Source organism: Chitinophaga agrisoli (genome assembly GCF_008386695.1).
Taxonomy (GTDB): Bacteria; Bacteroidota; Bacteroidia; order Chitinophagales; family Chitinophagaceae; genus Chitinophaga; species Chitinophaga agrisoli.
The window spans coordinates 377,211-389,754 of sequence record NZ_VUOC01000002.1 but is presented as its reverse complement, the minus strand read 5'-3'; the positions used below and the strand labels follow the sequence as shown (position 1 = coordinate 389,754).

At 50.0% G+C, this 12,544-nt stretch carries 9 protein-coding genes; 3 read left to right on the top strand and 6 right to left on the bottom strand.

All coding sequences use genetic code 11. From position 1 onward, the window contains the following. Positions 1–39: 39 nt before the first annotated feature. The 3 genes from F0L74_RS08985 to katG form a co-directional block, all read right to left on the bottom strand. The gene (locus F0L74_RS08985) at positions 40–225 is read right to left on the bottom strand and encodes a DUF3606 domain-containing protein (protein ID WP_188315927.1); all 186 of its coding nucleotides are present in this window, start codon (positions 223–225) and stop codon (positions 40–42) included. Between the two features lie 53 nt (positions 226–278). After that, the gene (locus tag F0L74_RS08980) at positions 279–2,009 is read right to left on the bottom strand and encodes an MOSC and FAD-binding oxidoreductase domain-containing protein (protein ID WP_149837526.1); all 1,731 of its coding nucleotides are present in this window, start codon (positions 2,007–2,009) and stop codon (positions 279–281) included. A gap of 109 nt (positions 2,010–2,118) precedes the next feature. Then, positions 2,119–4,386, bottom strand: coding sequence for a catalase/peroxidase HPI (gene katG / locus F0L74_RS08975; RefSeq protein WP_149837525.1), 2,268 nt, complete (start codon positions 4,384–4,386; stop codon positions 2,119–2,121). A gap of 225 nt (positions 4,387–4,611) precedes the next feature. Here katG and F0L74_RS08970 point away from each other — a divergent pair, with 225 nt between their 5' ends. Beyond that, positions 4,612–5,361 (top strand): DUF6000 family protein, encoded by a 750-nt coding sequence (locus tag F0L74_RS08970; protein ID WP_149837524.1) that lies wholly within the window; start codon positions 4,612–4,614, stop codon positions 5,359–5,361. Between the two features lie 87 nt (positions 5,362–5,448). On the opposite strand, the gene F0L74_RS08965 is transcribed toward F0L74_RS08970, so the two are convergent. Together F0L74_RS08965 and F0L74_RS08960 are read right to left on the bottom strand one after the other, a co-directional pair. Next, positions 5,449–7,776 (bottom strand): GH92 family glycosyl hydrolase, encoded by a 2,328-nt coding sequence (locus F0L74_RS08965; protein ID WP_149837523.1) that lies wholly within the window; start codon positions 7,774–7,776, stop codon positions 5,449–5,451. Positions 7,777–8,510: 734 nt separating this feature from the next. Beyond that, positions 8,511–9,266, bottom strand: coding sequence for a sulfite exporter TauE/SafE family protein (locus tag F0L74_RS08960; RefSeq protein ID WP_149837522.1), 756 nt, complete (start codon positions 9,264–9,266; stop codon positions 8,511–8,513). 186 nt (positions 9,267–9,452) lie between these two features. On the opposite strand from F0L74_RS08960, the gene F0L74_RS08955 reads away from it, so the two are divergent. Both F0L74_RS08955 and F0L74_RS08950 read left to right on the top strand, forming a co-directional pair. After that, entirely contained in the window at positions 9,453–9,917 is a 465-nt protein-coding gene (locus F0L74_RS08955; RefSeq protein WP_149837521.1) for a glycoside hydrolase family 71/99 protein, read from the top strand. A 136-nt stretch (positions 9,918–10,053) separates the two neighbouring features. Then, positions 10,054–12,000 (top strand): KUP/HAK/KT family potassium transporter, encoded by a 1,947-nt coding sequence (locus F0L74_RS08950; protein ID WP_149837520.1) that lies wholly within the window; start codon positions 10,054–10,056, stop codon positions 11,998–12,000. Between the two features lie 3 nt (positions 12,001–12,003). On the opposite strand, the gene F0L74_RS08945 is transcribed toward F0L74_RS08950, so the two are convergent. Continuing rightward, entirely contained in the window at positions 12,004–12,543 is a 540-nt protein-coding gene (locus tag F0L74_RS08945) for an SMI1/KNR4 family protein (RefSeq protein WP_149837519.1), read from the bottom strand. Between the last annotated feature and the right edge of the window lies 1 nt (position 12,544).

The window sequence follows — 12,544 nt, the reverse complement described above, 5'->3', positions numbered from 1 at the left end:
ATTTACCAGGCGTTAAAACATTCACATGCCTTTAATATCCTACTTGTTCTTTTGCAGGTATTCGACAATAGCGGTCCTCATAGGGCCCGCTTTGGCAATAGCTTCCTTTATCTGCTCATGACTTTTATCGGGGAACTGCTGGTGCAGATATTCTACTTCGCTGGGATCATTAGCGTCTACTCTTATATCATCCTGCTTTCCGGTGTTTTGTTTATTGTCTGCCATAACAAAGGTTTTATTTTTTGCACGTAAAAGCATGCCAGACCTGTAGCCAGGCTCTACAGATCAATACTCACGTCCGTTTCCGGCCGGGCGCAGCAGATCAATACATTACCGTCCGCAGGGGCATCCAGCGGCTCTGGTGAATAAGACACCTGCCCATCTAACAATGCGCTTTCACATCTATGGCAAACGCCGGTGCGGCAAGACCAGCGCGCCTGCACATCGCAGGCTTCCGCAGCCTCCAGCAGGTTATTGAACCGGTTATCCCACGCGAATGATATTTTGCTTTTGGTAAATGTTACCAAGGGCCCGTTCCCTTCGGCGCCTATAGGCTTATGGGGCGCTTTAGCACTCCCTGGGCTTACAATGTTGTCAAATAATTCTTTATAGATCCTTTCCGGGGCAATACCTATTGCTGTTAATGCTGCTGTGGTGGCGGTAAGATAGCTGTCAGGTCCGCACAAATAACAGTTACTTGTTGCCGGGATATGCAGGCCACGGAGTATATCGGTATTTAAATGCCCGGCATAATCGTAGTGGCCGCCGGCCTTATCCATATCCAACGGACGGCTGTAAAGGGTAACCGCATGCAATCCGGGCAAGCTAACAGACAGTTCCTTTATCTCATGGGCGAAGGAATGATGGGCGCTATCCCTGGCAGAATGGATCCACCACACCTCCCGTCCGTCCGGTTTCCTGGCAAGCGCATACAGCATACCAAGTAAGGGCGTTATGCCCACACCGGCGCTCAGCAGGATCACCGGATCATTATTGGCTGCCAGGGTAAAGGAGCCCCTGGGTGCGCTGACTTCCAGTATATCGCCCACCTGCAGGTGCTGATGAAGATAAATACTGCCCGGGCCTTCTTCAAGTTTCACCGCAATATGATAATAGCCGTCATCCGGCGGGCCGCAGAGGGAATAGGTCCGGAGGATTTTGGGCTTATCAGGCCCCACCGTTATCCGCACCGTAACATGCTGGCCAGGTAGAAAGCCAGGCAATGCAGCGCCGTCAGCAGCCTCGAGCACAAAGCTCCGTACATCCGCGCTTTCTTGTTTTATCTGCCTGACCCTTAGTTCCCGGAAGCCTTTCCATGCGGGTGGCGGGAAAGCCCCCGTCAGCCCGGCGTTGCCGGTAGCGCCCTGGTCCACGGCGGCAGCCAGCTCCCTGAATGATAACTGCCAGCCATTGCTAAGGGCGGGTATCTTTAAGGCGCGGGAGAGTTTATCAGCGGGATGCTGAGAGGAATAAAGCAAGGCATCGATCTCCGCTACACTCATGCCTTCAGGCCCATCGGCAATTTTGTAGATCTCGTCGCCGGCGGTCAGCTCGCCTTCCTGGATCACCCTAAAATAGAAGCCTGGCCGTTTATTGGAGACTAATAACGCAGGCATCTCCGGTACGCCCAGGCTGATGCCCACTTTATAACAGGTGACCCTGGGCTGCGTTACTTCAAAAATAGCGGTACCTATTTTGTACCGGTCGCCAATACAAACATCTGCATCCGCCAGTCCTTCTACCGTCAGGTTCTCGCCAAATTGGCCATAATGCAGGTCTTCCCGCTGAAGCTTTGTGCGCCAGTACTCGTAGGATTCTTTCTGATATACCATCAACGCCCTATGCTCTCCGCCATGGGCCAGCTGATCGGATTGCAGATCGCCTTCCAGGTTTAACCGCCTTACTATTACTTTTCCAGCTACCGGGGATTTAAAGATGGAGGTTTTTACCAGTTGGCCTTTCCACTCGATCTCAAGGGGCATAGATACATTTACGGAGAGGACTCTCATGACATGAATAATTAAGAAGTTACACCATCCTCATGACAGGATGAAGGTAGCAAATAAAAAGCCTCCGGTTACCGGAGGCTTTTTAGTATAGATCATTAAAATTTTACGATCACGCGGCATCAAACCTGTCCAGGTTCATCACTTTATTCCATGCTGCCACAAAATCCTTCACAAATTTTTGCTGGCCATCAGAACTGCCGTATACTTCCGCAATAGCCCTTAGTTCGGCATTAGAGCCAAATACGAGATCAGCGCGGGTGGCCGTCCATTTTATGGCGCCGGTGGTACGGTCGCTGCCTTCATAGAATTCCTTGTCATCAGACACTGCTTTCCAGGCGGTACCCATGTCCAGCAGATTAACAAAGAAATCATTCGTAAGCAGGCCTGGCCGTTCTGTGAAAACGCCATGTCTGGAGCCATCAAAATTAGTGTTCAATACGCGCAGCCCGCCTACCAGTACGGTCAGCTCAGGCGCGGTGAGTGTCAGCAGCTGGGCCTTATCTACCAGCAAAGCTTCTGTAGAAGCGCGGACTTTTGTTTTACGGTAGTTGCGGAAACCATCGGCCATCGGCTCCAGGTACCCCATGGATTCAACATCCGTTTCTTCCTGTGAGGCATCCATACGGCCGGGTGTAAAGGGAACCGTAACTGCCTGGCCGGCGTCCTTGGCTGCTTTCTCGATAGCAGCGCAACCGGCCAGCACGATCAGGTCAGCCAGCGACACTTTTTTGCCGGTGCCGTTAAACTCCTTTTGAATACCTTCCAGCACATCCAATACTTTTTGCAGCTGGGATGGGTTGTTGGCTTTCCAGAATTTTTGAGGAGCCAGGCGGATCCGCGCGCCATTAGCGCCACCGCGTTTATCAGAGCCACGGAAGGTGGAGGCGGATGCCCATGCGGTGGATACCAGTTCTGCTACGCTCAGCCCGGATGACAAGATCTTTGCTTTCAGGCCGCTTATATCATTGGCATCTATCAATGCATGGTCAACTGCCGGGATTGGATCCTGCCAAAGCAGCACTTCCGCAGGCACATCCGGCCCCAGGTAACGGGCGCGGGGGCCCATATCACGATGGGTCAGTTTAAACCATGCGCGTGCAAAGGCATCAGCAAATGCATCCGGATTTTCCAGGAAATGCCGGGATATTTTTTCGTAAGCCGGGTCAAGTCTTAAAGCCAGATCAGTGGTCAGCATCGTGGGACGATGCTTTTTGCCGGCGTCATATGCATCAGGAATAATGTTCTCTGCATCTTTGGCCACCCACTGATGGGCGCCAGCCGGGCTTTTAGTGAGTTGCCATTCAAAACCAAACAGGTTTTCGAAGAAGTTATTGCTCCATTGGGTAGGCGTTTTTGTCCATATCACTTCAAGACCGCTGGTAATGGTGTCAGCGCCCCTGCCGCTACCATAACTATTGCTCCAGCCCAGGCCCTGCGATTCCAGGTCTGCGCCTTCCGGTTCTTTGCCTACATGGGTAGCAGGCGCCGCGCCATGGGTCTTACCAAAGCTGTGACCGCCAGCTATCAGCGCTACTGTTTCTTCATCATTCATAGCCATACGGCCAAAAGTATCACGGATGTCCTTTGCGGCAGCAATAGGATCAGGATTGCCGTCAGGCCCTTCGGGATTCACATAGATAAGCCCCATCTGTACCGCCGCCAGTGGTTTTTCCAGGTTGCGGGAATGGATATCGCCATCCGCATCATCATCAGACACCAATACGCCATGGTTTTCCACCACGCCTTCGGATCCATGCGCATACCGCACATCACCGCCCAGCCAGGTGTTTTCAGTGCCCCAATACACGTCTTCGCTTGCCTCCCACAGATCTTCCCTGCCGCCGGCAAACCCAAAGGTTTTAAAGCCCATTGATTCCAGCGCTACGTTACCGGTAAGGATCAGCAGATCAGCCCAGGAGATATTACGGCCATATTTCTGTTTAATGGGCCAAAGCAGCCTACGGGCTTTATCAAGGCTTACATTGTCCGGCCAGCTGTTAAGCGGGGCAAACCGTTGCTGTCCGGAGCCGGCGCCGCCACGGCCATCAAACACCCGGTAAGTACCCGCGCTATGCCAGGCCATACGGATGAACAAGGGGCCATAATGTCCAAAGTCTGCAGGCCACCAGTCCTGTGAATCCGTCATGAGGGCATGCAGGTCTTTTTTAACAGCTTCCAGATCAAGGGTCTTAAACGCTTCGGCATAATTAAATTCACCACCCATTGGGTCTGATAAGGAGGAGTGCTGCCGGAGGATATTTAGTTTTAACTGGTCGGGCCACCAGTCGCGGTTCCTGGTACCACCGCCGCCGGCGCTGTGTTTCATGCTGCCGTTGTGAAAGGGGCATTTACTGATGTCTTTTGATTCGTTTCCCATTTTTTTGAGTTTATGGTATTGAATAGATACTTTGCCTGCATCTGGCTCTTTATGCAGGGTATTAAAGTTATGGCTTTAAAGACATAAACAAAAACAATTGATTCTATATTTATATAGTTTTAATCTATATAATGGTAGTTGGTGATTGCAACCATTAGTGGTGGCGTTAGCCGTTAGTTTGATGATATATTGTAAAATAGTATATTTAACCGATAAAAAATACCTATGGACAATATGGATGAAATGGCCCGGTTGCACTCCGCGGGCGCCACCGTAAGACATTCCACGCCGTTTGATAACTTACCATCACATAAGAACAAGGCTCCGCTCACAGCCGATTTTTTGAAGAAGTGGGTAGCGCCGTATTACATGAGCATTGGCGCTTACGACGATGCTGATTGGATTAACTCGATAAAGGAGGTCAAAAAGGATTGCACGAAGGAGATCTGCCTGCTGTTACTGGGCGATTTTAACTGGCGGACAAGATCAGTAGGCGCTTATTTTGCCGCCGTTCAGGGTTACACAGACCTGATCGATATTATAGGAGTACATCTTTTAAAAAGCGAGGTCTGTTATGCAGGGGAGACGTATGCACTGGTCCTTGCATTTTTCAATACAGCCACAGGTACGCAGTATTTAAGCAGATATCTGGACCACTATCTGACGCAACCAACATTGTATTTTGACCAGGAACATGTTTTGTACGCGCTGATCTTTTTGGATCAGCAAAATGGAACGCAATATGCGGCAAAACATATTGATAGCTGGAAGGCGCTGCTGGCGCAACGGGAGCTGCGGACGAAAAACTCGGCGGGCAGAATGGCCAGGATATTGGCCAGCATGACAGGGGAGAAGTCAGAAACGGAATATCTGCAAATACTTGCGTCCGCCGCAGAAGAAAAGGATACGAGGCGTGATGTATTGATATCCAGCTTCGCCACAGGCGTTAAAACACTCACAGAATTAAGTAACTAAACAGTAAATTATTAACGCTCGTCTTTACTTTAACTGATCGCGCCTGGCCACCTACCGTGCGGTAAACGGCCAACGGCCAATCATCAATCATTCAACCGCCCCGGACATCGAAGGCGGCGCATCACCCGCCTTACTTCCCCAATCCTTATTAGGCGCAGGTCCCATTTGTAATACCAGCTTACCGCCACGCACAAGCTCCGCATGATAGAACCATGGTTTATCCAACTTCTTCCCGTTCAGCGTTGCCGACTGTATATACCGGTTGCCGTCTGACACCTGCCTGGCTTCTATCACAAACGTCTTTCCCGGATAATATCGCGGGTCCAGCTCAATGGTGACCCGGTCAAACAATGGGCTGCCAATTTCATAGATAGGCTTTGCCGCCGTACCGCCATCCGTCTCAAACAAACCCATGGCGCTCATCACAAACCAGGCGCCCATCTGGCCCTCATCTTCATCACCCGGCCAACCATTATATGGGTCTGCGCCATAGAATTTATTCATGATCTCCCTTACCCAATATTGGGTGAGCCAGGGCTTACCACTATAGTTAAATAGATAAGCGGCCTGCATATTAGGCTGGTTGCCGTGGTTGATATACACCCGTTCCGGTTTGTCGCCAATAGCATTAAAGTTTAGTTTGGCGGACTGCTCAAAACCGAATGTCAGGCGGTTATTGAACGTATCCCTGCCCATCAGGTCCACCAGTTTGTTTACATCATGCGGTACAAAAAAGCTGTACTGCCAGGCGTTACCTTCCGTATAACCGCCAGTGGTGATGGGATTAAAGTTTTCCAGCCAATGTCCCTCTTTGTCTTTGGGCCGCATGTACCGGGTCTGCGGGTCAAACATATGTTGATAGTTGGCTGCCCGCCAGATAAATTGATGGTAGCTGCCGGTGTCGCCAAGGCTTTTCGCCATTTGCGCTACGCACCAGTCATCATAGGCGTACTCCAGCGTATTAGACACCCTGCCTGGCTGCGGTATGTATCCCAGCTGCATATAGGTCTGTATATCCTTGTTGCCGGCAAAACCGCTGCAAGGGTGTTTTTCTCCATTTACCGTTTGCTGGTGCAGCATGGCCTGCCACGCAAGGGCCGTATCAAAACGGCAAATGCCTTTCTGGTAAGCGCTCACGATCAGGGCTATTTCATGAGAGGCTTCCATGATACCGGAATATTCAAAACCGGCTGGCCCCCGGGGCAACCATCCGCCGGTCTTATACATTTCCAGTAAGGACCGTGCCCATTGGTTGGCAATATCCGGGTTAACAAGCGTCCATAGCTGGTTAAGGTTCCAGAAAGTATTCCAGAAAGCGTCACAGCCAAACACTGGTGAAGCCGGATCTTGTAGCTGTCTTTCCTGCTCGCATACGTCCATGTATTTGCCATCCACATCGCTCAGGATGCTCCTGGCACAATAAGACCGGTACAGGTTGGTGTAAAGTTTCTTTTTATTCTCTTCCGTGCCGCCTTCTACTTTGATCTTGCTGAGCAGTGTATTCCAGGTATCCGTTGCATGTTGCCTGGCGGCTGCAAAATTCCATTGAAAAGGATCCATTTCCTGTTGCATGTTCAGCCGGGCCTGTGCGATACTTACGTAAGAGATACCGGTTTGCAGCAGCACTACCTCGCCCGCTTTTGTATCAAAATCAACATAGGCGCCAATATCGCCGCTGCCTTCCACCTGTGTGATGTTGGTGCTGATGTCGTGACCCTTCCAACCGCCAAACAGCTTAAAAGGTTTGTTAAAGCGCGCTACAAAATGAACGGTATAATCATTAAAGCCGCCGGCGCGCATAAAATTGCCGCTTTGCTGCCTGGAATATCCTTCTATCTCGGTATCGCTTACCTTGGTGATCCGGGCGTCCAGTACGTTGAAAGGGTATTCCGCAGGAAAGAGCAGGTTGAATAATACATGAGCTTCATGCGTTTCGGGAAACGTAAATTTAAAGAAACCTCCCCGCGTAGTGCTGGTCAGCTCCGCTTTAATACCATAGTTGATAAGATCTGCGGCGTAATACCCGGGACGGGCCTGCTCCGTGCTTTTGTTGATACGCGACCGGTGCCCGGCTGTACGCCCGGTAGTGCTGGGCGCGTCCGGTGGATAGATAGCCGGGTTCACCATACCTGTGGTGGGCATTACAGACAGGCCGGCCATGGTCCCGGCATGAATATGGCTAAAGCCGGAAATACTGCCGATCGTATATTCATAACCGGCTTTCCAATCCGTACTCTGATTGTCAGGGCTTAATTGTACCATGCCAAATGGCATAGTAGCGCCGGGATTCAGTATCCAGCGGGATTCAGAAGTGCCAACCATGGGATCAGCATAATCTACAGGTGTTTTATGTTGTGCCCGGGCGGACAGTAAAGAAAATAGCAGGATGCACAGGGCAGTTAGTTTCCGGATCATACGTTGTGTCATTACGCGGTTAAAAAAGTGGTTCCTGACCATATGGACAGGAACCACCGTTAATCAAATATAAAAAAAGGGAAGAAGCTATTCCCAGCTGATATTAGTACCGGTGACGGTAAAATTACCAACGAAGCCGGCACTTTGTTACCCACATTCAGATCAAAGGGCCAGTAAGCTACCAGGCCATCTTCTGTACCGGTCAGCGGTTTATCCCTATAACTGTTTGATCTCCGCTTCCGTTAGCGCACGGTTCCAGAACCGCACATCCTTCAGGTTACTATGCATACGCAGCTGATATCATATTACCGTTCTATTATCATTTTGTTAACGGGACACATCTCCCAACACATCTTCCAACACATCTTCCAACACATCTTTACCCCAAAAAGAACTACCGCATTCCACCGTTGTCCCCCTCTATCCTTACGGCATACAAGCATCGCCAGGCAGGATTCAAAACGGCCCTTGGCTGGCGCGGGCTCATACAGCCAACACTTCACACGAACACCCCGCGGCAGGCGCAGGCCGCTTTTGAACCTGCCCGGCGCGGAATAATCAAGGAACCCTCCCGCAACACGGAGCCACACCTGCCTGGAATAGCTAAGGAGCCCTCCCGCCAGACGGAGCCACACCTGCCTGAAATCGCTAAGGAACCCTCCAGCCAGACGGAGCCACACCTGCCTGAAATCGCTAAGGAGCCCTCCCGCAATATGGTCCCACCCGCAATACAGTCACCCCCGAAAATACTCCTTAATAAAAAACGCCACCGTAATCCCAAAATTAAATACCACAATCGCCCTCCGCAACCTCACAGGATCCACTTTCTTAGCATAATGCGCCCCCAGGTATCCCCCCGGTATAGTAGCCGCCATCATAACACCCGTCTGCAACCAATACACTTTCCCCGCTACTATAAACAACACCACCGCCATCACATTCGCAATCCCCACCAGCAACGTCTTATTCGCATTGACCACCCGGATATCTGACAGCCCAAACAAAGCCCACGTCGCCATCATCATAATACCCACAGCCCCGCCAAAATATCCGCCATACACGCCCAGCACCAGCTGTCCCGCCAGTATCACCCATGCGCCTATATGTACATGCTGCCGCAGCCAGTTACCCGTCTGCCTGCCAAACGCAAACGCTACGGAGCCCGTTAGCAGCAACCACGGCACAATATGGCTAAAACTGGCAGCCGGCGTATACAGCAAGAGCCCGCCGCCTATAATGCCCCCCAACGCGGTAAGCGCCGCCATAGCTGGCATAGAGATATCCGGAAAAGGCTGGATATGCTCCCTGAATTTCCACGCGCTGGATAAACTACCTGGGAACAAAGCAACGGTGCTGGATGCATTGGCTGCTACCGGCGGCACGCCTGCAAAGATCAACGCCGGAAAGGTAATAAAGGAACCGCCGCCGGCTGCCGCATTCATAGCGCCGGCAATCAGCCCGGTGAAGAATAACAGTACAAAAGAGAACATAGCTTTATTCACTGGTGATAATAATAAAGCTATACGCTACCCGTCAGAAAATATATGAGAAATATCAGCAATTGAGATTAAATACCGCGGTTTAGCAGATTGTTCGCTTTTATACAATTTTAGCGATGGCCCCCGGTCTAATTTTACACCATGAAACCAAAAATACTGTTCATCAAACTATCAACAATGAAAAAGCACCTTCGTTTACCGCGTTTTACAAAGCGGATACTTCCTTTAGCACTACTGGCCACATTTTGGATGACAAAAGCCATGGCGGCCCCGGATGAGCGCTTGCTCAGCCAGTTCAACCACGCATTTCCCGGAGCGGAATATATCAGGTGGACGGAAGACCAGGGATTTGATATCGTATCATTTACCTGGAATGATACACCCTGCAGGATATGGTACGATAAAGATGGCGTCCTGGTATACTCTTTAAGATACCGCCAGGAAAGCGAATTACCGCTTAAAGTACAGCTGGCCATCAACCGGAAGTACAATGAAAAGCATGTAGAGGGCTTTGTGGAGCTGACAAACAGGAGCGGCATCACCTACGAGGTCATGCTCAGCGATGATAAGAAGTACTTCATGATCAGCGCCACCGCTTATGGCGATGTATCCCTGAAATACACCCTTCGTAAGCAGGAGTAGTCATTTACTTATTGATCTCATGCAGCCGTGCAGCCAAAAATGGCTGCCGGCTGTTCTTATGATCCCCCGGATCTGTTTTTACGCACCCAAAATAATATGCCTTTTATTTTTAAATTATAATCCGTTATTTACAGCCATGAATAATGGCTCGCATGACCATGGCCCTGACCGCCTCAAATGGGGAGGCGTACTCCTGGCTTTAGGGATCGTTTTTGGAGATCTGGGCACTTCTCCACTCTATACCTTCAAAGCTATCATCGGACATAGGGAAATATCGGAAACCCTGGTGCTGGGTGGGGTGTCAGCCGTTTGCTGGACCCTGTTCTTTCAAACAACATTAAAGTATGTCTTTATCACAATGCGTGCAGACAATAACGGGGAAGGCGGCATCTTCTCCTTGTACGCATTGATCCGCAGATACGGCAAATGGATCCTCTGGCCGGCCATCATTGGCGGTAGCTTTATGATAGCGGATAGTCTTATAACACCGCCTATCTCCGTAACCTCCGCCATGGAAGGTCTGCGGGTACTGAGCCCCGGCGTGCCTATTATGCCTATCACCATTGGTATCCTGGTGGCTTTGTTTTTGCTCCAGCAATCAGGTACCAGCCGCATCGGCGTGTTTTTTGGCCCGGCCATGGTGATCTGGTTTGGAATGATCGCCATTTTAGGAGTAACGAACCTGGCCGGTAACCTCTACGTACTAAAAGCGCTGAACCCCATGTATGCCTATCACCTGGTGGTAGATTATCCGGGCGGCCTGTGGGTACTGGGGGGCGTGTTTTTATGTACCACCGGAGCAGAGGCGCTGTATGCGGATATGGGCCATGTAGGCCGGCGTAATATCCAGGTGGCCTGGATCTTTATCAAAGTGGCGCTGCTGCTTTGTTATTTTGGCGAAGCGGCATTGCTGTTAAAACATAATGGTCAGCATCTCACCGATGTGGATGCCTTCTACGGGCTGGTGCCTCAATGGTTTTTGATCCCAAGTATCATCATCGCTACCGTAGCTACGGTCATTGCCAGCCAGGCATTGATCTCGGGTACATTTACGCTGTTTAATGAAGCGATAAGGTTAAATGTATGGCCAAGGCTGCGGATCGAGTTCCCAAGCGATATGCGGGGCCAGGTATATGTGCCTGCCGTTAACTGGCTCATGATGCTGGGGTGTATTGGCATGGTGCTCCATTTCCGGGAATCCTCCAACATGGAAGCCGCTTTTGGTTTATCCGTTACCGTCACCATGTTGATGACCACCATGTTATTAAGTATTTACCTGTACACGCATAGGGTGCCTAAACTCCTGGTCCTGCTGTTGTTCCTGGTGTTTACCTGGATTGAAGTTACCTTCCTTGTGGCCAACTTAAGTAAATTCTCTCATGGAGGATGGCTTTCATTGTTGATCGGCTTTATACTGATCAGTACCATGTACATTTGGTTTGCCGGTAAAAGATTCAAGAGAAGGTACCGTAATTTTGTAGACCTTAAAAAATACATCCCTGTATTAAAGGAATTAAGCAATGATACCGACGTGCCCAAATATGCGACACACCTCGTTTACCTGACCATTGCCGATACGCCGGATAAAGTAGAGGACCGGGTGATAGATTCTATCCTGCATCAGCAACCCAAACGGGCAGACCTTTACTGGTTTGTGCATGTGGAAGTAGATGATAAGCCGTATACAGCTACCTATACATCCAAGGTCATAGCGCAGGATGAGATCGTGCACATCACGTTTAAACTGGGTTTCAGGGTGGTGCCACGCATTAACATCCTCTTTAAAAAGGTGATTGCCGAAATGGTAAACAGGAAAGAGATCCAGATCCAGAATAAATACTTCGATGCGGAGTACGGCAACCTGCTGGGCGATTTCCGTTTCGTTATCTTGAAAAGTTTCCTTTCTGTAGAAAATAACTTGTCCCTATGGGATAACATTATAATGAGACTACATTTTGTGCTGGATAAATTGAGCCTGCCGGATGACAAAGCCTACGGCCTGGACTTCAATAATGTAGTGATGGAACAGGTACCGCTGATCCTGGGCAAAACAGAAAACGTTACCCTCATAAGGGAGAAGTGATTGCTACCAAACCAGCTCCTTAAAACCTTCAAAAGACGCTTCCAGTGGTTTGGAATAGAACTTAAGAATGGATTTGAAGCTGGATGCGGTGGAAACATTTTTGATAAACTCAGGGAGGGAATTGCCCGCAAGGCTAATGCCCGCAGAGAAATCTGTAAAATAAATGGGAAACTCCCCGTCAGCCAGCGGGTGGCGCATATCCCAAAACAGGAACTCCCCGTTTTCACTTCTGGCAAAGGGGGCGGCATTTTTTATCAGATCAACGCCGCCTTCTACTTCCTCTACCGCATATAAAGGAGGATCAATATAGGAATCGAACAGGTCTTTCATTTCTTCAAACTGAACCTCCCATGAGTCCGGATGGTCTCCCATTGGAATATACACCAGGAAAAGATTACATAACCTGCCATATCCCAGCTCTGTGCAGAATGCCTGGTAAGAAGGGGGAAGCGGCTGGCCGTTGTCAAAACGGAAGGTCTGCAGAAAACGCTCGTCTGCGAATATCTTTGGTGTTTCCTTTACAGTGACAATTTTTTCGTACATG